Origin of the sequence: Paenibacillus mucilaginosus 3016 (genome assembly GCF_000250655.1) — a bacterium.
Classification (GTDB): Bacteria; Bacillota; Bacilli; order Paenibacillales; family NBRC-103111; genus Paenibacillus_G; species Paenibacillus_G mucilaginosus.
This window is the reverse complement of the sequence record NC_016935.1, coordinates 6,869,249-6,891,205: the sequence shown is the minus strand read 5'-3', so window position 1 is coordinate 6,891,205 and position 21,957 is coordinate 6,869,249. Positions and strand designations below refer to the sequence as shown.

Below are 21,957 nucleotides of genomic sequence, written 5' to 3'. Positions count from 1 at the left end.
AAAAGCCTGATCACGCGGCGGTGCCGCGTGATCAGGCTTGTTTGCATGTGGGAGGACAGTAGGACAGGCCCAAGGAGAAGCGGTTCCTTGAAGAGGGTCCAAACGCTGCGGTTCTGGCCTACTCGAAGACAGCCGGTGGTGCGGCAGGCTTCAGGTTGGAGCCGTCGGGACTGCCGCCCTCCCAGACGAACACCTTCACCTTGTGTCCCGCCGCAGCGGCCGGGAACGTCAGGCTGAGCTTCGCGGTCTCCTGCGCTTTGCCGGTCATATCCACGGTGACGTACCGGGACTCGGCCATCGCGCCCGTGCTGTCGTACGCACCATCACCACCACGAGCTGCCCGGCGGCCTGCTTGCGGTTCGTGAGCGTCACAGCCGCCTCCAGCTTCCCGCCCGTGCCGGGGCGTTCGGAGCTGAACACGGTCTCCGCCGTGTAGGCGGCGTCCCGCGTAACCGTCACCGCTGCCGTGACGGCAGCGGCCGGACCCGGCTGCCTGCCGGAGACGAGCGGGCCGAAGTTCGGCGTGCCGTCGGCGTTCCAGGTCAGCCGCTTCACGCGCGTGTGGCGGTTCGGATCGTAGAGCGGATCGCCTTCGATCTTCTTGTACGGGCGGGCGTGGTAGACGAGCAGATCCGTCGTCCCGTCCTCCGCGACTGTGAAGGAGTTATGGCCGGGACCGTATTGGCCCGCTTCTTCGCTGCTTACCAGTACAGGCTCCGGCGATTTCGTCCAGGATTTCGGATCAAGGAGATCCGCCGTGTCGGATGCCGTCAGCAGCCCCAGCGCATAGCTGTGGTCGGTGGCGCTGGCCGAGAAGGAGATGAAGATTTGGCCGCCCCGCTTGAGCACGCTCGGTGCCTCATTCACCCAGTAGGTCTGGCGCTCCCAGGCATAATCCGGGGTGGAGATCAGCACCTGATCGCCCGAGATCGTCCACGGATTGCTCATCGGCGCGATGTACAGGTTGGAAGGGCCGTTCTCCTTCTGGGCCCAGACCAGGTAGCGCTGTCCGTTATGCTCGAAGGTCGTGGTATCGAGCGAGAAGTCGGAGAAGGAGGCAGTATTGCCCGCCGGCTTGCCGATCATGCCTTTCTCGGTCCACATTCCGGTGAGCGGGTTCGCATCCGAGGATTCCAGTACATACGGACGGATCTTCCAGATGTCTTCCTTCGTACCCGCGGCGAAGTAGATGTACCACTTCCCGTCGATGAAGTGAATCTCAGGCGCCCAGATATGCGCGCCCATCTCGCCGGACGCATGCTTCTGCCAGACGGTGACTTCCTCCGCTTCGGCGAGGCCCTGAATGGATTTCGCGCGGCGCAGGATAATGCGGTCATACTCCGGTACGGAGGCGGTGAAATAGTAGTAGCCGTCCGTGTGCTTCATGATGTGCGGATCGGCCCGCCGCTCGATCAGCGGGTTGTCGTAGGATTCCGTGGCAGCCGAGCCCTGCACGGCGAAGGTGCCGGGCTTGTCATAAGCGGAGACCGGCACTTCGGACCACGTGACCGGAAGCGCCTTGACCGTGCCGTCGCTGTACCGGGCGTTCACCGTATCCGGGAGCTCCGGCGCCTGTCCGGCCGCGGTCTCTGCCTTCACCTCATCGATGCTCACAAGCTCCGCCACGCTGATCTGCGCCGCGGCAGGAAGTGCCGTGCTGAAGACGGTCCCGTTCAGTGTGAACGTGCCGGGAGCGGACAGCTTCTCGAGCGGGAGCCGCTCCCACGTAACCGGGACTTCGGCCGTATGGCCGTCATAATGGCGGACCGTGACGTTGTCCGGCAGGGCCGGAGGGAAGTCCCTGCCGGTCGTGACCCGGACCTCATCGACCGAGACAATGCTGTCCGCGAGGACGGTAACCTGGAAGGCCCGGGTTTCCTTGTACTCCCCGCGGCTCAGCTCGGCCGTCAGGGTAACGGCCGCATCCTGCTCTTCCTTGGCCGGCCGCGTGACTTTGCCGGTGGAAGGGACGACCGCAGGCTTGTCGGAGGTCCAGGTGATGCTGACGCCGTTTCCTCCCTGAAGCGGCAGCTCCAGGTCGGAGACGACCTGGGTCGTATCGCCGAGCGTCAGGACTTCCTTCGCTGCAGCGACCGCTTCCCGGTCGGAGTAGGAGCTGGTGACGATCCCTGCCACTTCCTGCTGCGGGAGGGCCTTGCTGTAGATCCGGAAATCCCTCAGCTTGCCGTCCAGGTAAGGGTCGGCGGTCCAGTTCGATTTGGCGATATAGTTGTAGGCCGTCTCGCCGTAATCCGACGGCTTCTTGGTGGAGGTGCCGACTGCCGCCTGCTTGCCGTTGACGTAGATCGTATAGACGGTGCCCGATTTGGTCACGGCCACGTGAGTCCACTGCTCGACCTTCGGAGCGCTTGGCGTCGCGTCGGCGATGCTGCCCTCCATGTCATAGCGGAGGTTCGTCGTAAGGAACATCTTCCCGGCGCTGACGCCGGTGCCGAAGTCGAAGATCCGCGTCCAGTCGCCGGTCTTGGAGTCAATGTAGATCCAGGTCGCCAGTGTAAAATCATCCAGCGAGCTCATGATCCCGGCCGGAAGCTGCACATACTGCTTCTTCGTGTTGTCGAAGTCGATGGCCGTCTTCTCTTTCACGTTCATGAGGAGCGGGCCGTTCACGGCGGTCGCATTCCGTCCATGACCCGAGGCATCCGGGACCGTCGTGCCGTTCAGCGCATCGAACCTGTACCAGGTGACCAGTCCTTCCGGGATGCCGCCGGACACCGTAACCACCGCTTCGGCCTGGGCAGCCGTACCGGCGATGCTGCCCTTCACCGTGAACCGGCTGCCCGGCTCCGCATACAGGGACGGGTCGATCTCCGCCCACGTAACAGGCACCTCGGATTTCGTGCCGTTGTTATAGACGGCGGTGACCACGGAAGGGAGGGATGGCGCGGAGCCTGCAGCCGTAATGGCCTCGACGGGCTCGGCCGAGACGATCTGCAGCTCAGCCAGTACCGTTACGTTAGCCGCCGCCGGAAGCGGGGAGCCCTCTGCGGTGCCGTTCACCGTGAACTTGCCTTCGGCGGCATAGGCCCCGGCAGGGATGCTGTCCCACGTAACGGCTGCCGGCTCGGTGCTTCCATCGCCGAACCTCAGGTTCACCGTCGATGGAAGAGCAGGGGCGACTCCCGCGGTGGTGCTGACCTCGGCCGTTTCCACGGATACGACATCCGCCTGTGCTCCGGCCAGTGTCCGGATCTCCTGCCAGCCGAGCGCGCGGCCGTAGAGGCGGAAGTCCGCGACCCTGCCGTCCAGGCCCTTGCCGGTTCCCTGTTCCCAAGGAAACTGGGCATAGCCGATGTAGTTATACGTGCTTGCGATATCTCCGGGCAGCGCGTTCATCCCGGTCAGCGTGCCTTGGAGCACGCCGTCCACGTAGAGGGAGTTCGTCTTCCGGGTGCCCGAGATGACGGTCGTGACGTGCTTCCACGACTTGGCCGGTACGGGGTCCAGGTTCAGGAACTGGTTGCTGCCGAAGCCTGTCTTGAACAGCTCCAGAGAGCTCTTCGATGCGTCGTTCACCGGGGCGAAGTTCAGCCCGGAGAACGCTTCGTTCGTGCTGTCCCTGTAGTTGCCGAAGCTGTACAGGGAGGCCCAGGGCTTGGCCGTATCCATGTATACCCAAGCGGAGACGGTAAGGTCGGTCAACCCGTCCAGAATGCCGGCCGGCATCCGGACGTAAGCCCCGGAGCCGCTGAGATCGACGGCTCCGCCTTTGTCCGTGTCGGTGATCGTCGCATCACCGACGAGTTCGCCGGTATGTCCTCCGCCCGAGCTGTCCGCAGCTGTCCGGGAATCCGTCCCGTCGTCGAAGGCATAGCGGAGCAGCAGCCCGTCGTCCACGGACGCGGCGGATACCCTCTGAAGCGGCAGGGAAGTGAACGGGGCGGCCAGCAGCGTGAGCGCCGTAATGCATGAGACGATTGGTTTGGCGAGTCTCATTGGGACGGTCCCCCTTCTTTCAGAAATGTATTCCAGATCCGGTGCAGCATGACGGCCGTCTCGGCCCGCGTGGCGCTGCTGCGCGGGTGGAGTGCGCCGCCGTCACCTTGGATGACGCCGGCCTGGATCAGGGCCGCCGTGCTCTCGGCAGCATAGTCCGCGACGTCAGCCGCGTCAGCGAATGCCTTCAAGCCGTCCGGGCTTCCGCCCAGCTCCGCTTTGTTCGTCAGCTTCAGGGCGCGGGCGATCAGGACCATCATGTCCTGGCGCGAGATCTCGGCCTGCGGATCGAAGCGGCTGCCGTCGACGCCGTCCGCGAGGCCCAGCGACCTGGCCAGACTGACCGCTTCATAGTAGTAGTCGCCCGGCTGTACGTCCGCGAAGCTGCCCCCCTGTAGGGTTCCTTTCAGCCCGAAAGCCCTCACGAGCAGCGTGATGAAATCCGCACGGGAAACCGGTCGGCCGGGCTCGAAGGTGGACTCGGAGGTGCCTTGGATGATCCCTTGGGCGGCCAGGGCTTCAATGGCTTCCTGAGCCCAGGAGTAGCCTTCCTGGACATCGCGGAAGACGGGAGCGGCTGGCTTGGCGGAGCCGGGCTTCGGGCCGGAGGCATGACTGCCGCCATGGGCGGAGCCGCCGCTCTGTCCGGGGCTTGCCGTACCGCTTCCGGCTGCCGGAGCAGAATTGCCGACCGTGCCGCTGCCGGAACCGTTGTCGTCATCATCGTCGTCACTGCTGTTCCCGCTGCCGCTGTCGGATCCACCGCCCGAATCGCTGCCGGAATGGCCGCCGCCTGGATTTCCGCCCGCGGCCGCCGGCGTGTACTCGAACTTCGCCGTAAAGGGCTCGGACACATCGGCAGCCCCGAGGCTGACCTGGTATTCGCCCTTCACCGGGTTTGCGAGGGGAATGCCGAACGTGAAGCTGCCGCCGTCGCCGCTCGTCGTCTGGTCGAGGAAGTCGACCGTCCCGTCGGGCTTGCGGACACGGACGGCAATCTCATTGCCCGCCCCGTAAGTCGACTGCCCTTCGATCGTCACTTTCTTCGCTTCGGCGCTTACGCCGATCTTCACGTTCGTGATGGCTCCGGCCGTCCCGGCGGCTTCCACCGTGACATCCGCGGACGACGTATACTGGCCTTCCTCGGTCCGTGCCGTGAGGGTCGCGGTCCCCGGCGATTTGGCCTGTACCGTGACCGTCATCGTTCCGTTCTCCGGATGGACGTTCGGTGCGCCGACGGCAGCGACATTCGGATCGCTGGAGGTGAAGATCACCTTCGGATTCAGTGCGGAAGCGGGCTGCACGGAGGCCGTCAGCACCGTCTGGGTGCCCTTCTGGAGCAGAAGCGACTGCTGGTCGAGCGTGAGCCCGCGGACATCCGCTTCCGCCGTGCGGAAGGTGGCATCCGCTTCGGCCGCCTCGCCGCTCACAGCCTCTACCTTCAGCTGGGAGCCGGCGTGGCGCAGGTAATGCCCTGGCTGGCTGTAGGCCTCGAAGGATGACAGCGAGGCATTCGCAAGCCCCGGATTCACCTTGAAGGTGGCGCTTTCGGCGAAGGCCGGCGTGCCGTCATGCTTGCCGAGCGATGCATCGGAGCCGCTGTAACGCAGGTAATAGCCCGGCCGGTCCACGGACTGCAGCGAGACATACCCGGCGCCCGAATCGGCAAGGCCGGGAACGATGTGCCATTTGGAGTCGAAGACGGAGCTGTCGACCGGATCGAGCCGGACATCGCCGTCAAGGTGCCTGACGTACTTGGCCGGGTTAGTGTAAGACTGAAGCTTGTGGGCCGTGCCATCGAGGCCTGTAGAGGTCGGAATCACCTTGCGGATCGTACCGTCTTCATTGTAGTGGAGACGGTCGATGGCGACCGAACGCCGGTACTGCCCGCCTGTAGGCAGGGCGCTGTTGTGGTACACGAGATACGACTTGCCCTTGAATTCAATGATGGACTGGTGGCTCGTATTGCTGGCCGCCGGGTCGCTGCCGTCCTTCGTCAGCGCATCGAGCAGGAGGCCTTGATACTCCCAGGGACCGGCAGGAGAACTGCTTGTTGCATAGGCGAGCTCTTCGGGGTAATTGTGGGCGAAGGACAGATAATAAGTGCCGTTGTGCTTATGGATCCAGGGCGCTTCGGTGTAGGTGCCTTCCATGTTGTTAATGGTCACCCGGTGAATCTCGCCGTCCAGCTCGGTCATATTCGGCTTGAGCTTGGCATAGTAACAGTGGGTGTTCCCCCAGTAGAGATACGCCTGCCCGTCATCGTCGATGAACACGCTGGGGTCGATATCGTCCCACGGTGCGGTGCCCATGCTCTCGGGAGCCTGGGTCATGGGGCTGCTTACGAGCGGCTTGCCGAGCGCATCCTTGAAGCCGGATATCGGGTTGTCCGAGGTGGCTACACCGATGGAGTAGCCGGTGCCGTCCTGATTGAGCACGGTCACGTACCAGTAGAAGGTGCCGTCCCTCTCGGTGAGCTGGCTGGCCCAGGCGGAGTTCGGCTGGGCCCAGGCGAAGGTGCTCAGGTCAAGCGAGCCTTCCCTGGTCCAGTTGACGAGGTCGGAGGAAGAGAAGATCAGCCAGTCTTTCATCACAAAAAAATTGCCGTTCGGAGCCGCTTCGTCATGTCCGGTGTAGAGATAAACCTTGTCGCCATGCACGAATGCCGCCGGATCGCCGGTGAACACGTCCTTGATGACCGGGTTGTCCGCATAGGCGGCAGGCGTGCCGGCAGACGATAGCAGCACGGCGAGCACAAGCGTGGACGCCCATTTTTTCATACGCAGCCTCCTTCAGTAAGTGGTTTACTTTAACATCATCCAATTATAAAACGCTTTCTTTTAGATTTGTATATAAAATCATTCGGGTTTGTTGCGGAATTTATGGACTGACCCCCGTCCCGTTCCGGTTAGTGGATTATTTTAAGGGAAAGGTTTGAAATTTTTGGGGGGCTGGGCAAGCTAAGGAAAGTAAAAAGATGAGAAGGGGAGAAAAAGCGGGAGGATTTTGTTGAAAAATGTCGAATAATGCTGTACAACATAGATGCTTCTACTGGTGGTGACCGAGGAATGCCGCAGGACGTGTTTTTGAATCTATCCATGAACTTTTTGACGATGTTCGTCTTTTTTCAGCTGTATTTCCGGTATAAAGTGTACGTCCGTTCGGAGACCGTCCGGCATATCATCCTGGGCGTCGGCTTCGGGCTGGCCCAGTTTTTATACCGCAGCTTTCCTATCTTTATCGAAGGATACCGGGAGCCGATCATCATTGGCGGCGCGACCTTCATTACGGCGGCCGTCTTCGGCGGAGGCATCGCCGCATTCATTGCGGGCTGCTTTCCGGACCTGATCGGGCTGGCGGTCCGGCTTATCGATCCGGAAGGGCGTCCTTTCATGCCGGGGTTCCTGGTCTTCATCTGGGTGACCGTGGCTGTGGTGGTGCTGGCCTTCCGCTTCCTGAAGTGGCGGCGCTGGCAGATCTGGCTGCTCTTGAATTTTGTTTTTTATGTACTGCTGCATTTCCTGACGCCGAATTCCGCTTCTACTTCCTTTGCGGTGTACCGGATGGCGATCGAGCTGGGCTGCGGGGCTCTGATCTATTATTTTGTCTCCTATATGCACCAGGCCCATGTTACCCAGAAGCAGCTCGAGCGTTACGCGCTGACGGACGGTCTGACGGGCATCTCCAACGTCCGCTTCTTCCAGGAAGTGTTCCCGAAGCTCTTCAGTGCCGCGCAGCGGGGGAAGATCGGGCTGAGCCTGCTCGTGACGGATATCGATTTTTTAAAAAGATCAACGATACGCTCGGTCATCCGGCCGGAGACCAGGTGCTGGTCGAATATGCGGGCCTGCTCCGGGACAACTTCAGGGGTACGGAGATTATCACGCGCAACGGCGGTGAGGAATTTTCGGTCATGTTCGCCAATGTCAACAGGGAGCAGGCGCTCGAAGCCTCCAAACGGTTCCATGAGCTGGTCCGGGCGCATGTGTTCCTCGAAGGGCACGAGAAGGGTCCCCTGAAGCTGACGGTCTCGGCCGGGCTTGCCGCTTACTCCGGAGCGTACGCCGAACCCGGGGAGCTGTATGCGGCGGCGGATGAGCAGCTCTACAAGGCGAAGCGGGACGGAAGGGACCGGCTGTATTCGGTTTGACGGTTGACGGTGTGCAGAAAACAAGTATAGAAAAGCCAGCGGGCTTTCCGGATCGGCGGGGGCCCGTTTTTTCGTGTACCTTTTTTCATTAAAATAGAAAAATCCGCCCGCCGCGGGCAAGGGGCGCATTGCCAAATAGCGCCTCGAGAAGGTAGGATGAAGGAAGATGGGAAGTGCATACAACACACGTGGAAAAGAGGGATATGCCTTGCTTCGCCGTTTTTTCTCCTACTACCGGCCTTACCGGGGGCTGTTCCTGCTCGATTTCGGCTGCGCGGTCGTGGCGGGCCTGCTTGAGCTGGGCTTTCCGCTGGCCGTCAACCAGTTCGTGGACAAGCTGCTGCCGGGCCAGAACTGGCCGCTCATCCTGTGGGCGTGCGCCGCACTGCTCTTCATCTATGTCCTGAATACCGCGCTGCAGTATGTGGTCACCTATTGGGGCCATATGCTCGGGATCAACATTGAGACGGATATGCGCCGAAAGCTCTTCGATCATATCCAGAAGCTCTCATTCCGCTTCTTCGATAACAATAAGACCGGGCATCTCATGACGCGGATCACGAATGACCTGAATGAGATCGGGGAGATTGCGCACCATGGTCCGGAGGATATTTTCATTGCGGTGATGACGCTTCTCGGCGCCTTCGGTCTTATGCTGACGATCAACTGGAAGCTGGCCGTGCTGACGTTCGTGATCATTCCGCTGATGGCCTGGTTCGCCCTTCACTTCAGCTCGCGGATGACGCGTACCTACGAGCGGCTGTTCGGCGATGTGGGTGAATTCAACACGCGCGTCGAGAACAATATAGGCGGCATCCGCGTCGTTCAGGCGTTCGCGAACGAAGAGTACGAGAAGGAGCTCTTCAAGGTCAACAACCAGCAGTACCGGCTGACGAAGCTCCTGGCCTACAAGCTCATGGCCAAGAGCATGTCGATCACCTATATGATGATGCGGCTCGTCTCCGTGTTCGTCATGATCGCCGGCACCTGGTTCGTCATCCGGGGGGAGCTGTCCTACGGGGAATTCGTAGGGTTCCTGCTGCTCTCGAACGTATTCTTCCGGCCGATCGAGAAGATCAATGCCGTCATTGAGAGCTACCCGAAGGGCATTGCCGGGTTCAAACGCTACTGCGCCATCCTCGACACCGAGCCGGATGTGGCCGACGCGCCGGATGCGGTGGCTGCCGGTCCGCTGAACGGGGACATCGTTTTCCGCTCGGTGTCCTTCGGCTATGACGGAAGCAAGCAGATCCTCAAGGGACTGAACCTGTCCATCCGGGCCGGGGAAACGGTCGCGTTCGTCGGTCCTTCTGGCGCGGGCAAGACGACGATCTGCTCCCTGCTGCCGCGCTTCTACGAGTGCAGCGAGGGCAGCATCACCATCGACGGCATGGATATCCGCCGCATGACCCTGCAGTCGCTGCGCAGCCAGATCGGCATCGTGCAGCAGGAGGTGTACCTCTTCGAGGGCACGATCCGCCAGAACATCGCCTACGGCAAGCTGGACGCCGGCGACGAAGAGATCTGGGAAGCCGCGCGTCGGGCCCAGCTCGAGGAGTTCATCCGCAAGCAGCCGGACGGCATGCAGACGCAGATCGGCGAGCGCGGCGTGAAGCTCTCCGGCGGGCAGAAACAGCGCCTGGCCATCGCGCGCATGTTCCTCAAGAACCCGCCGATCCTCATCCTCGACGAGGCGACTTCCGCGCTCGACACGGCTACGGAGCTGGCGATCCAGCAGTCGCTCGCCGAGCTGTCGGCCGGCCGCACCACGCTCGTCATCGCCCACCGGCTCGCGACGATCAAGAACGCCGACCGGATCATCGTCGTTACGGAGGACGGCGTCGCCGAAGAGGGCGCGCACCAGGAGCTCGTCGCCGCCGGCGGCATGTACAGCCGGCTGCATCAGGCGCAGTTCGGCACGTAAGGACGCGGCCCTGTGTGTATAGAACAAGCCCGCTTTTCCTTTGGAGGGAAAGGCGGGCTTGTTTGGTGTTCGCGTGCCGATGGGTGAGGGAAGCGAATAGCGGAACTGAGGTTCGCTATTCTGCCGCTCGAAGGACCTATTCAGGAGATAGCGGAACTGAGGTTCGCTATTTCAGGCGAAATCAGGATTTTGCAGTACAATCGGTAACTATAAGATACCTGAGTTCCGTTATTCCCCTGAGCAGGGCAGGAAAAATCGAAATAAGATATCTCCGTTCCGCTATTTAGGCAGGCCGCCGGAATCGGTTGATCCTGCAGCCTGCATGGGAACGAACACGGAGCGGGAGGAAGCTGAGCTTGCCGGATTACAAGGTTGTGAACCTGCCAAGGAAACAGAAAGAGCCCTCTATTCCATGCACGGAAGGAAAAAGCCGGCCATCCGGCGAACCCTTCACAGGTAAGGGTTGGTAATGGCATGCATTGGATCTGATGGGGAGGGTGCCTCACTATGAAACTTCGCTGCGCTGTATTGGATGATTACCAGCGGGCTGCAGCCTCGCTTGCGGACTGGTCTTCCCTGGAGGACCGGGTGGAGGTGGAATTCTTCCATGAACACGAGGACGATGAGGACAAGCTCGCGGCCGCCCTTGAGCGCTTCGAGATTATCGTGATCATGCGGGAACGGACGCCGTTTCGCGCTTCGCTTCTCGGGCGGCTGCCCCGGCTGAAGCTGCTCGTGACGACGGGCATGCGCAACGCCTCGGTCGATCTGGCGGCCGCGGCTGGGCAAGGGGTCGCCGTCTGCGGAACCCGGGGCAACCCGGAGCCGACGCCGGAGCTGACCTGGGCGCTCATCCTCGGGCTGGCCCGCCGCCTGGTGCCGGAGCATCAGGCCCTGCGGTCGAACGGGCCCTGGCAGAGCACGCTCGGCATCGACCTGTACGGCAAGCGGCTCGGCCTGCTGGGCCTTGGCACCGTGGGTTCCCGCGTGGCCCGCGTCGGCCTGGCCTTCGGCATGGAGGTCGCAGCCTGGAGCCCGAACCTCACGGCGGAGCGGGCCGCAGAGGTCGGCGTGCAGCTTGCCGCCTCGAAGGAAGAGCTGCTCGAGAGCAGCGACTTCGTCTCGGTCCACCTCGTGCTCGGCGACCGTTCGCGAGGGCTGCTCGGCAGGGAGGAGCTGAAGCGGATGCGGCCCACCGCTTATCTCATCAATACCTCCCGCGCACCGATCGTCGACCGGGAGGCCCTGGTCGAAGCGCTGCAGGAGGGCTGGATTGCCGGCGCGGGGGTTGACGTGTACGACCGGGAGCCGCTCCCGGCGGACGACGTGTTCCGGACGCTGCCGAATGTGCTGACCACCCCGCATCTCGGATATGTGACCGAGCGGAACTACCGCACCTTCTACGGGGATGCCGTGGAGGATATCCGAGCGTTTTTGGCCGGGGAGCCGGTCCGCAAGCTGAACTGAGCGAGGGGGCACGAGGGTACCCCGCGCGGACACGTAATCCATATGGCAGGGACTCACAGCCCGGCAGCTTCGGCTTCCGGGTTGTTTCGGCAGCTGAGGGCATTTCGTGACAGCCCAGCCCGGTGTGCAAAGAATGCTTCGGGGACAATCAGCAACTTTTTACTGTATGGCGCCGTCTGACTCGGTAAGCACTTCTGACTGGAATGGAGAGAACACCGTGCATCGAACCTGGATTATCGTGCTAGTCGGGGGCATTGCCGCTGCGGCCGGGCTCTCCCTGCTGGGGAGCGCTCGTGAGGAGCTTGCCCCGACCCCAGGCTCCGCTTCACCGGCCCTGGGGACGGAGGCCCATTCCCCGGAACATGACGGGGGACCCGCCTCCAAGCCGGGGTTGGTAATCACGCAGATTGCGGAGGGGCAGACGGTGGTCCTCGACACCGCCGGGGGCCGCCCGACCCGGGAGACGGGAGGGGAAGCCGGTCCGTCGGAACCTGCTGGCCCGAGCCAAGAGGCCGTGCCGCCGGAGACTGCTGTTCCAGGCCAAGAGGCCCTTTCGTCGGAGCCCGCAGCTGCCGGACATGAAGCCCTTCCGCTGCTAGAACCCGCAGCTCCCGGGATTGCCGCCGGCACGGTCGTCGGCGAAGGGAAGGCGGATGCGGATGGGGACGGCCGGACGGACACGGTCCGCATCCGGATGACGGAAGGCGAGGAGCGGACAGACCCGAACCCGGGCGCCTTCGAGGGGACGCACCTTCACGGCACCTTCGAGGCGGTGGCGGAGACATCCGATGGCCGGGAGCTCAGCCGGTTTCCTCTGAACGGGGCTTTTGGCGGCGGGGAGATGATCTTCCGCAAGGGGGAGCCGTTCCGGCTGCTCTTTGACGATTACAATGACGACGGGCGGCCCGACTTCACGGTCGGCCAATGGGGCGGGAGCAATGGGAATTTCTATGTGCTGCTGACCATTGGCCCGGAGGGCTTCCAGGTATTGGCGAAGGAGATTTACTCGGCGGACCACCGGGAATCGATCCGGTACCGCAGGACGGGGAAGCTGGCCTTCCGGAACATTTATTATGATCAGACGAGGGGGGCCTATATGGAGGTCATCCGGAGGTGGAAGGACGGTGCGTTTGCCGCTGAAGCCCCCAGGGAGATCCAGGATGTGGGTTCGGCGGGAGTGGACCCGTGATGGCATCTCAGTGGACAAAGGAGGACGAAGAGCATGGACAAGGACCTGACGGACGGGAGCCGCGTTTCCCTCTGGCTGGGCTCATGGAGCTCGGAGGAGGCGGCGAAGGCCTATGTCGAAGGAAGCTATACGGAAGACGGGGACTATGTGCCTTCCCCGTTTGAGCGAGACTTTGCGTTCCGGTACGATCCGGACTTCATCGAGCTGAATTTCAAGGAAACGCCGGCTGCCGATTGGGAGAGCCTGCTTCAAGGGCATTCTTACGACGAGGAGATCATTCCGGCTTTCATGGAGGAGATCGGGCCCTTGAGCCGCTCGTTCAATACAGTAATCCTCGTGTACAACCTGGCGTATGATGCGGAGCACTTGCGAAGCGGGACGGCGGCAGGCGAGCTCGAGTATATCGGCCAGGCAGCATACGATTGAACCGAACCAACCGAATAAGATGAGGGGGCCTGAACATGCGCAGCGAACGGGAAATGATGGACACCATCCTCAGCTTCGCGAACGAGGAGGAGGGCATCCGGGCCGTGATCATGAACGGCTCACGGGTTAATCCGAAGGCACGCCGCGATCCTTTTCAGGATTATGACATTGTGTTCTTCGTCAGGCAGGTCGGCCCGTTCGTCCGGGACCGGTCATGGATCCGGCGCTTTGGCGGGATGATGATCATGCAGACACCCGACGAGATGGAGACGGAGCCCGATGTGACAGGGGAATACAGCCGTTTTGCGTTTCTGATGCAGTTCGCCGACGGGAACCGGATCGACCTGACTTTGATCCCTTATGAGCGGAGGGACAAGCTGCCGGGGGACAGCCTGAGCGTTCTGCTGCTCGATAAGGCCGGGACCTTGGAACCGTATCCGCCGCCCAGTGACCGGGATTATCTGACGCAGCCGCCGGCCCCGCAGTCCTTCGCCGCCTGCTGCAATGAATTCTGGTGGGTAAGCACGTACGTCGCCAAAGGACTCTGGCGCCGCGAGCTTCCTTACGCCAAGACGATGATGGAAGGGCCGGTCCGGAGCATGCTCGTGCGCATGCTGGAGTGGCATGTCGGTATCCACAGCGGATTCACGGCTGCAACCGGCAAGGCCGGCAAGCATCTCGAGAAGCATCTCGCGCCGAAGCTGTGGGAGGCCTATGTCGGGACCTACGCGGACGGGGATTACGAACGGATCTGGGAGGCGCTGTTCGCGATGGGCGGGCTGTTCCGGGAGACGGCGCAGGACGTGGCTTCGCATTTCGGCTATGCCTATCCGGAGGAGGATGACCGAAGGGTGACGGCCCATCTCCACTATGTCAGAGCGCTGCCGGAGGATGCAGTGGAGCTGTATGGAGAAGCGGACGGGTAAGCGGGAGGAACAAGAAAGGGCCGGACTGCGCTGCAGCCGGCCTTTTCTTGTTCGGGTCAATCGGGCGTGGGGCCCCCTTACTTATATAAGCCCCGCTGCAGGCGCTCCATGCGGCGGTCCTGCTTTTTCTCGTGAACGACCATACAGGCATGAATCGCGCCCGGCAGCCAAAAACAGAGCGTAAGAATGAGATTCAGGAACGCTTGGAACGGTTTGCCGGAGAGAAGGACGGCGACGGGCGGCAGCAGAATGGCAAGCAGATACATCATGAACACCTCGCTTCGTTGATACACGACTCTACGTGCCGCGAGGGAGAGACGTTTCAGCCGCATCCTGGAAAAGGGCGCGGGCGCTCTCCTGCTGCCTTCCGGCTGTCAGCTCATGCCCTGGGGAGGCCCCTGAGCCCACTTCTCCTTCTTCCTGTCCGGGAGCAGCTTGTCTAGGGCCAGCATGATCAGAACAAAGGCGGCTTCCGCTCCGCTGCCGATCGACACTCCATCCATCCACTCGTCGATATAATGCACGGAGATGAGATCAAAGGTGAATTGGAGCAGCAGGAGGAAAAGGAACAGCTGCCACCGCGGGCTCCTCGCGAAATACAGGGTACAGAGCACCTTGGGAAACAGGAGGAGAAACCCCAGCGCGAGATCCGCCACAAAGCCTGCACCGATAAAAACGAAGACCGACCGCCAGGAATCATACTCAATGCCGAGAAGATGAAACGTACCGGTAAACAGGAAGAATACGGCGGCAAGCACAAAGATCAGCACAAAGACAAGAAACAGGGCGAAGGCAGAAACGGCCAGCGTCTTCTCTTTGAACGACATGGGCTCTTCCGGGGGAGTTCCGGAGGTCTGACCGGAATCGGACAAGGACAATCCCTCCTTGGTTAGCGCGGCTGATGAAGTAAGGACGATACATTAAGTATAAATAGTCTTAGATTAAATTACAAATATAGTAAAATTAAATATAAGTTGCAAGTTAAAGTTGTTCGCAATCGTGAATGAGTAAAGCTAGGGGAGGGGCAGGTTTCCTTTATTTGGTTTTCTTTCTATAGTATGATAGGGGAGTGGAAAAGAGTTGGATATTGTAACAGAGGTGAAAGGCCATGAGTCCGGAAAGAAAACAATTCTTATCATTAATCTCCCTGCATCTGAGCGGCCTGCCGGAGGGCGAGCGCTCGGAGGCGGTACGGAAGGCGGATAGACAGATTGACCACGCGGTACGAAGCGGGCTGACAGAGCAAGCCGCCCTCATCCGGCTTGGAGATCCGAAGGTCATAGCCGAGGAATACCGGGGGCAGGCCAGGGAGTCGAAAAGAGGGGCCCGATCCTTCAAGGGCGTCCTGCGTCTCATCGGGTTCTGCTGCACAACGGGCCTGCTCACGGCGATTGTCGTTCCGTTCCTGGCTGCCCTGGCGTACGGCTTTGGGATCAGTTCCATCCTCATTTTTGCAGCGGGCCTGCTCCGCACCTTCGGTGTTCCCTGGATTCCGCTGAACCTGGGGCCGGGGCTTGCCATTCCCGCGGAGTACAGCATGGCGGCCACCCTGATCGGAGGCGTCGTAACCGGGTGGATCGGGTATGTCAGCGGAGGGGTGCTCAAGAAGTATCTGGCGTTCCTCTCGGCAAGCTACCGCAGGGTACAGCCGGGCCAATCCTGTTAAGCATGCGGCGGCGGTGTCCTGGCCGTTCAGATAATGGAGTAGTTCACCCAGCTGCCCCGCAAGGCCCCGGCTTCATCGAAGAAACGCTGGGCCCGTTCGTTGCCCGTACCTGTGATCCAGGACATGTAAGAGAATCCGTTGTCGAGCGAGAAGCTGCGGCAGTGGGTGAACAGCCGGGTTTCCGCCTCGGTTCCCCGGTAGGGCTCCAGCAGGAAGAAATCGTTCATGATGGTAATCGGGTTCGCCTTCATCGTACTGTATGTAAAATACAGGGTGGCAAAGCCAATGAGGGCGTCCTCTCTTTCGGCCACGAACTGAACGCCGGCCTGCCGCTCCAGCAGGGAGCGGATCAGGTTATGAATCCGATCGTCCCCAGGCCAGGGATTGCCGTAGAAACCGACGATATAATCGTGCATCAGCCCGGACAGCGGGAGGAGATCCTGCGGTTCGGCGCAGCGGATAAGAAGGGACATGCGTGCAGCCTCCTGAATGAATGAATTTGTATAATAATAAATTATTATGTATCTTTATTCTGTTTATCTGTCAAGTTAAAAAAAGCGGAGCAGGGTCACTTTGGTGTCCCGCTCCGTTTTTTTATGGCCCTGCAGACTGGATGAAAACCGGCTGCCGCCTTAGGGAAGTCTCTTCTGGTGCAGCTCTTGCTGCTGCTTGCGGTACTGCAGGGGAGGCAGGCCGACGTATTTTTTTGAAGGTCGTATTGAAGTGGGAAATATGCCGGAAGCCCGTCTGCTCTGCTATGGAAATCGTTTTGTCGCGCGTTTCCCTGAGCCGGCGCTGCGCCTCCTTGACCCGGATCTGCAGGAGGTACTCGCGGAAGTGATAGCCGGTGATTTTTTTGAATACCCGGCTCAGGTAGGACGGGCTGATGAAGAACTGCGCGGCGACGCCCTCCAAGGTGAGCTCCTCTGCATAGTGACGGGTGAGGTAGGCGGCGATTTCCGAGATCTTCTCATGCATAGGATGTGTATATTCGGTCGGCGCCGGGCTGCGGCTCTCCCGCAGGAATTCCCGGTAGATGCGGACGAGCAGCTGCGCCAGCGCGGCTTTGACGCAGGTCTCATAGCCGGGATGGGCTTCGGCGCATTCCGAATACATCTGCCGGATCAGCCCCTCGGCGGCAGCCTGCTCTTTCAGCGGGAGACGCAGCAGCTTCGAGCCCTGGGCGAAGGGGAGGAGCTCCAGAGGGGAGCCGGCGAACAGCGGAAGCGCGAACTCCGGTGTAAAATTGATCAGCATCCGCTCAAAGCCCGGCACGTCGGAGGATGACGTATGATGCAGGTCGTACGGATTGACGATGACGAGATCGCCTTTTTGCGCCGTATAGACCGTGTCGTTAATAAAATAAACCCGCTCGCCTTCGAGCAGATAAAAAATTTCGTAATAGGAGTGCAGGTGGTCGCGGGGCATTTTGAAATACCCCCTGTAGTTCATGTATTGGATGGCGAACGCTTCGTTCTCCAGGGTGTACTTCTGAGAGTAGACATCGTTCACGGGGACGGCCTCCTTGGATGGCGCTCGGGATAGACGACAAATAAATGAAAGAATGAACGAAAAAGAGCAGAAAGATCAAATTAATTTTCTGATATTTGTACTACAATGAAAAGAGTCTAGGGAATCAAAAATAGAAACACAGCTAAAGACCGGCATACGCCGGGTTATGAGGGGAGCAGGCAACAGATGAGAGAAGATAGACGCGTCACGGTATACATAGCCGGCGATTCGACCGCCGCGAATTATCCGGAGGACAAGCGGCCGATGTCGGGCTGGGGCGAGTGGATCGCATCTTACCTGGCGGAGGAGGTGCGGGTCAGCAACCGGGCGCGCAACGGGCGCAGCTCGAAGAGCTTCATTGCCGAAGGGCATTTCGACCGGATCGCTTCTTCGATCGGGGAGGGGGATTACCTCCTGGTCCAGTTCGGGCATAACGACGAGAAGCCGGACGAGAAACGCCATACGGACCCCGGCTCCACGTACGAGGAGCATCTGACCCGGTACATCGAGATGGCGCGGAGCAAAGGGGCGCACCCGCTGCTGCTCACTTCTGTGGAGCGGCGGAAGTTCAATGAGGTGGGAGAGCTCGTCCCGTCCCACGGGGACTACCCTGCTGCGGTACAGCGGCTGGCGGAGAAGCTGGAGGTGCCGCTGCTCGATCTGTGCAGCCGGACGCAGGAGGCGTACCGGAAGCTGGGCGCGGAGGCGTCCAAGGCTTGGTTCGTCTGGCTGGAACCGGGCGAGCATCCGAACTATCCCGAAGGGGAGCGGGACGATACGCACTTCAATGAGCTCGGCGCGCAGAAGGTCGCGGGGCTGGTGGCGGAAGCGCTGGCCGCCTCAGGCAGCCCGCTTGCCGGGTATCTGAAGGCGGGAGCCGCGGGCTGAGGCGGGAGATAGGCTCGCCGGGCGGTTAGGGCAGCCGGAAGCAGTTTGGACACCGCGGCCCTTGGTACGGGCGGCGTGCGGAAGGCCCATGGATTCCCGCCGCCATACCCATGCACGTGCCGTGCCTGCCTGAACAGAGACCGGCCTGCCGTCCGACAGGGCAGGGCTCAGGCGCACAAGGCCGCTTGGCCAAGCACAAACAAGCCGTAAGAAAGCAGAAAGATTCTGCTTTTCTTACGGCTTGTTGTCGTATATGGCGGCAGTTCAGCTTACTGCGGTACGGCCGCTCCGCAGAAGCGCTGCAGCGCCTCTTCGAGGATGGAGCGCGGGCAGGCCAGGTTGATGCGCAGCCAGCCTTCGCCTTCGGTGCCGAACACCGAACCTTCGCTGAAGGCCACCTTGGCCCGGTTGAACATCAGGTCCTTGAGGCCCTTGATGTCCAGGTTCAGCCCGCGGCAGTCGACCCACAGCAGGTACGTGCCATCCGGGCGCAGCGGCTTCACTTCCGGCAGGTGCTCGGCCAGGAAGCCGATCGCGTAATCGAGGTTGCCCTCGACATAGGCGAGCATCTCGTCGAGCCACGGCTCGCCTTCGTTGTAGGCCGCTTCCACCGCGTCCTGGGCGAAATGGCTCGCCATGTGGATGCTCAGCGTCTTGATGCGGTGCTCGAGCCGGCGGCGCAGGGACGCGTTCGAGGTTACGACGTAGGATGTGTGCAGGCCCGGCAGGTTGAACGTCTTCGTTGCCGCCAGACAAGTCATCGTAATGTCCGCAAGCTCGGGCGAGAGGGAGGCGAATGGGATATGCTTGTGACCGGAGAGGGCCAGGTCGCAGTGGATCTCGTCGGAAACCACGGTCACGCCGTATCTCAGGCACAGCTCGCCAAGGCGCAGCAGCTCCTCGCGCTCCCAGACACGCCCGCCGGGATTATGCGGGGAGCACAGCAGCAGGAGCTTGGCTCCCCCCTGGAACAGGGACTCGAGATGCTCGTAGTCCATCTCGAAGCGGTTGTTCCGGATGACGAGCGGGTTCTTGGCGACCTTGCGGCCGTTGCCCAGGATGACGTCATAGAACGGATAATAAACCGGCGACTGCAGGACGACCTCGCCGCCGGGCTCGGTGAACAGCTCGACGGCCAGGCTCAGGGATGTCACGATGCTTGGGGAATCCGTGATCCATCCGGGCTCGACCGTCCAGCCGTGACGCCGGCGGTACCAGTTCACGATGCTTGCAAGATAGCTCTCCGTCCGGACGGCATACCCGTAGACGCCGAGCGCGGCACGCTTCTCAAGCACTTCGCGGACCGCGGGCGGGGCAAGGAAATCCATGTCCGCTACCCACAGCGGGAGAATATCCGGATCGCCGAACAGCTTGGCACCTTGGTCCCATTTGTAAGAGCGGGTGTTGCGGCGGTCAATAAGTCGGTCAAAATCGTAAGCCAACGGGAGTCACCTCTTCTGTTCATCATATTGCTCAAAACGGAGTAAAGCCTGGCTCGATTATATCATGATTCGGGTGGAAAAGGGTTCCTGTATTCCTTATTGACACTGCCGAGCGGGCTTGATAATATGTTAATGAAAATGTGAATGACTTAATAATTACATTAATCTAATTCCCGCCAGGGACAGGAGGAAACCTTGTGAGCGCTTCAGCCAATCGGGTCATCATCCAGACGGACATCGGCAGAGGGACCATTAACCCCAACATTTACGGGCATTTTGCAGAGCATCTCGGACGCTGCATCTATGAGGGATTCTGGGTAGGCGAAGACTCGCCCATACCGAATACGAAAGGCATCCGCAATGACGTCGTGGAAGCGCTTCGAAAACTGAACATCCCCGTGCTCCGCTGGCCGGGCGGCTGCTTTGCCGACGAGTACCACTGGAAGGACGGCATCGGTCCGCGCGAACAGCGCAAGGAGATGATCAACACCCACTGGGGCGGCGTGGTCGAGAACAACCACTTCGGCACGCACGAATTCCTCTTGCTCTGCGAGACGCTCGGCTGCGAGCCGTACATCTCGGGCAATGTGGGAAGCGGCACGGTCCAGGAGATGTCCGAGTGGGTCGAGTACATGACCTTCGAGGGCGTTTCCCCGATGTCGAAGCTGCGTAAGGAGAACGGGCGGGAGGAGCCTTGGGCGCTGAAATATTTTGGCGTGGGGAACGAGAACTGGGGCTGCGGCGGGAACATGCGTCCGGAATATTATGCGGATCTGTACCGGCAGTACCAGACCTACGTGCGCAATTACGGGGAGAACAAGATCTACAAGATCGCCTGCGGTCCGAACTCGGATGACTACAACTGGATGGAGGTCGTGATGCGGGAGGCGGGCCGGTACATGGACGCCATCTCCCTGCATTACTATACGGTACCGGGCACCTGGAAGGAAAAAGGCTCTGCGACGGAGTTTACGGCAGAAGACTGGTTCGTCACCATGAAGAAAACGCTGCATATGGACGAGCTGCTCACGAAGCACAAGGCGATCATGGACCGCCACGATCCGGACAAGCGCGTGGCGCTCATCGTCGACGAATGGGGCACCTGGTTCGACGTCGAGCCGGGCACGAACCCCGGCTTCCTCTACCAGCAGAATACGATGCGCGATGCGCTGGTGGCGGGGCTGAACCTGCATCTGTTCCATAACCACAATGACCGCGTCCAGATGGCGAACATCGCCCAGACGGTTAACGTGCTGCAATCGGTGATCCTGACCGAGGGCGCCAAGATGGTGCTGACACCTACCTACCATGTGTTCGATATGTACAAGGTTCACCAGGGAGCGGAGAGGCTGGAGACCCACGGCACGTTCGCTTCGTATGCGCAGGGCGGTGAGGCGCTGGAGCAGGTGTCGGTGTCCGCTTCGAGGGATGCGCAGGGCCGGATTCATATCTCGCTCTGCAATCTCGACCCGGGCTCGGAAGCGAAGGTCGAGCTCGATCTTCGCGGGCTGGCCGGCGGCTATGCCGTCAGCGGGACCGTGCTCGCTTCCTCCGGCATGCAGGACCACAATTCGTTCGATGAGCCGGACAAAGTCGCACCGCAGGCCTACCATGGGGCTGAGAAAAACGAAGGCGGCCTGACGGCCGTGCTGCCTCCGATGTCCCTGGTGGTGCTCGAGCTGAGGGAGGAAGGGCTGTGAGTACGCCAAAAGGCTGCCGCAGCTGCTCGGATGCGTACAAGGTGACGCAGGAGGGGATCGCACGGGTGCTCGCCGCACCCGTGTTCCGCTCCGAGGCTGCGGTGCCGGACGACGTATATGAACGGCGGCTGGCCGCATGCGGCACCTGCCCGCAGCTCATCGAGAGCAGCATGACGTGCAAGGTATGCGGCTGCTTCGTGCAGGTGCGGGCGAAGCTCAGGGCCAACGACTGCCCGAATCCGGCGGGCACCCGCTGGCAGCAGGCGGTAGCCGAGGCGGGGTAGAAGGTGGCGCACGGGGCGTGCCGCAGGAGCGGGAAACCGGCGCGCCGATTGTGGGCGCGGACGTGCTGCCTTGGGCGAGGCGACCGCGGTGAATGCCGCCCGCGGGTGTGAAGCGGGGAGCGGCCTGCAGTTGCTGGCGTTTGGCGGGCTTGGGCGAGCCGGCGGCCGTGCAGGGCGTGAGGCGTTGGCGGTCCTGCAGCAGCTCCCTTGAGGCGAAATCATCATGTTTATAAAGGCTGAAGCAGACTTCCCAGATGATGGGGGTCTGCTTTGTGCTGTAATTATGATATGATACGACCACTAACTTTTGGGGTATTTTTCCAATTGCAATCCCTTATAATAAAATATGTAAACGCTTACCAATATGGGTTGACCATGCCATCAAAGCCAGGAAACCTGTGACGGGAGTCGGATTTAATTTTTGAG

At 60.9% G+C, this 21,957-nt stretch carries 17 protein-coding genes and 1 pseudogene; 10 read left to right on the top strand and 8 right to left on the bottom strand.

The genetic code is table 11. The features are described 5' to 3' along the window. Positions 1–118: 118 nt before the first annotated feature. The 3 genes from PM3016_RS40325 to PM3016_RS28415 are packed head-to-tail and all read right to left on the bottom strand — an operon-like array spanning position 119 to position 6,737. The gene (locus PM3016_RS40325; protein ID WP_041619275.1) at positions 119–298 is read right to left on the bottom strand and encodes a hypothetical protein; all 180 of its coding nucleotides are present in this window, start codon (positions 296–298) and stop codon (positions 119–121) included. Then, positions 265–3,957 (bottom strand): family 43 glycosylhydrolase, encoded by a 3,693-nt coding sequence (locus PM3016_RS41195; RefSeq protein WP_337999611.1) that lies wholly within the window; start codon positions 3,955–3,957, stop codon positions 265–267. The genes PM3016_RS40325 and PM3016_RS41195 overlap by 34 nt, the downstream gene beginning before the upstream one ends. After that, positions 3,954–6,737 (bottom strand): family 43 glycosylhydrolase, encoded by a 2,784-nt coding sequence (locus tag PM3016_RS28415; protein ID WP_014371820.1) that lies wholly within the window; start codon positions 6,735–6,737, stop codon positions 3,954–3,956. The genes PM3016_RS41195 and PM3016_RS28415 overlap by 4 nt, the downstream gene beginning before the upstream one ends. A gap of 680 nt (positions 6,738–7,417) precedes the next feature. Between PM3016_RS28415 and PM3016_RS41190 the strand changes: the two genes are divergently transcribed. From PM3016_RS41190 to PM3016_RS28385, 6 genes are all read left to right on the top strand, one after another. Further along, positions 7,418–8,107, top strand: a complete 690-nt coding sequence (locus tag PM3016_RS41190; protein ID WP_337999610.1) for a GGDEF domain-containing protein — start codon at positions 7,418–7,420, stop codon at positions 8,105–8,107. Between the two features lie 208 nt (positions 8,108–8,315). Continuing rightward, positions 8,316–10,031, top strand: coding sequence for an ABC transporter ATP-binding protein (locus PM3016_RS28405; protein WP_014371818.1), 1,716 nt, complete (start codon positions 8,316–8,318; stop codon positions 10,029–10,031). Positions 10,032–10,538: 507 nt separating this feature from the next. Continuing rightward, the gene (locus PM3016_RS28400; RefSeq protein ID WP_013919869.1) at positions 10,539–11,498 is read left to right on the top strand and encodes a D-2-hydroxyacid dehydrogenase family protein; all 960 of its coding nucleotides are present in this window, start codon (positions 10,539–10,541) and stop codon (positions 11,496–11,498) included. 217 nt (positions 11,499–11,715) lie between these two features. After that, positions 11,716–12,687: a hypothetical protein gene (locus PM3016_RS28395; RefSeq protein WP_013919868.1), complete on the top strand. Its 972-nt coding sequence runs from the start codon at positions 11,716–11,718 to the stop codon at positions 12,685–12,687. A gap of 33 nt (positions 12,688–12,720) precedes the next feature. Further along, the gene (locus PM3016_RS28390; RefSeq protein ID WP_013919867.1) at positions 12,721–13,113 is read left to right on the top strand and encodes an immunity 22 family protein; all 393 of its coding nucleotides are present in this window, start codon (positions 12,721–12,723) and stop codon (positions 13,111–13,113) included. 35 nt (positions 13,114–13,148) lie between these two features. Then, complete coding sequence (locus PM3016_RS28385; RefSeq protein WP_014371817.1) at positions 13,149–14,039, top strand: aminoglycoside 6-adenylyltransferase; 891 nt, start codon at positions 13,149–13,151, stop codon at positions 14,037–14,039. 77 nt (positions 14,040–14,116) lie between these two features. Here PM3016_RS28385 and PM3016_RS28380 read toward each other — a convergent pair whose 3' ends face one another. Both PM3016_RS28380 and PM3016_RS28375 read right to left on the bottom strand, forming a co-directional pair. Further along, a complete protein-coding gene (locus tag PM3016_RS28380) occupies positions 14,117–14,308 on the bottom strand; it encodes a YqaE/Pmp3 family membrane protein (protein WP_014371816.1) in 192 nt (63 codons plus the stop codon). A gap of 105 nt (positions 14,309–14,413) precedes the next feature. After that, positions 14,414–14,911: a regulatory YrvL family protein gene (locus tag PM3016_RS28375; RefSeq protein ID WP_014371815.1), complete on the bottom strand. Its 498-nt coding sequence runs from the start codon at positions 14,909–14,911 to the stop codon at positions 14,414–14,416. Between the two features lie 236 nt (positions 14,912–15,147). Between PM3016_RS28375 and PM3016_RS28370 the strand changes: the two genes are divergently transcribed. Next, complete coding sequence (locus tag PM3016_RS28370; protein ID WP_014371814.1) at positions 15,148–15,705, top strand: DUF1700 domain-containing protein; 558 nt, start codon at positions 15,148–15,150, stop codon at positions 15,703–15,705. Positions 15,706–15,731: 26 nt separating this feature from the next. Here the strand turns inward: PM3016_RS28370 and PM3016_RS28365 are convergent, their stop codons facing one another. Further along, positions 15,732–16,178 carry a GNAT family N-acetyltransferase gene (locus tag PM3016_RS28365; protein WP_014371813.1) on the bottom strand — a complete coding sequence of 149 codons (447 nt, stop codon included), beginning with the start codon at positions 16,176–16,178 and terminating at the stop codon, positions 15,732–15,734. Between the two features lie 159 nt (positions 16,179–16,337). After that, positions 16,338–17,217: pseudogene (locus PM3016_RS28360) on the bottom strand (helix-turn-helix transcriptional regulator). Positions 17,218–17,403: 186 nt separating this feature from the next. Here PM3016_RS28360 and PM3016_RS28355 point away from each other — a divergent pair. After that, the gene (locus PM3016_RS28355; RefSeq protein WP_014371811.1) at positions 17,404–18,105 is read left to right on the top strand and encodes a rhamnogalacturonan acetylesterase; all 702 of its coding nucleotides are present in this window, start codon (positions 17,404–17,406) and stop codon (positions 18,103–18,105) included. Positions 18,106–18,374: 269 nt separating this feature from the next. On the opposite strand, the gene PM3016_RS28350 is transcribed toward PM3016_RS28355, so the two are convergent. After that, on the bottom strand, positions 18,375–19,547 hold the full coding sequence (locus PM3016_RS28350) for a MalY/PatB family protein (protein ID WP_014371810.1): 1,173 nt from the start codon (positions 19,545–19,547) through the stop codon (positions 18,375–18,377). Positions 19,548–19,744: 197 nt separating this feature from the next. On the opposite strand from PM3016_RS28350, the gene PM3016_RS28345 reads away from it, so the two are divergent. After that, positions 19,745–21,247 carry an alpha-N-arabinofuranosidase gene (locus tag PM3016_RS28345; RefSeq protein WP_014371809.1) on the top strand — a complete coding sequence of 501 codons (1,503 nt, stop codon included), beginning with the start codon at positions 19,745–19,747 and terminating at the stop codon, positions 21,245–21,247. After that, a complete protein-coding gene (locus PM3016_RS28340) occupies positions 21,244–21,531 on the top strand; it encodes a DUF6171 family protein (protein WP_013919855.1) in 288 nt (95 codons plus the stop codon). The genes PM3016_RS28345 and PM3016_RS28340 overlap by 4 nt, the downstream gene beginning before the upstream one ends. The last annotated feature ends 426 nt before the right edge of the window (positions 21,532–21,957 follow it).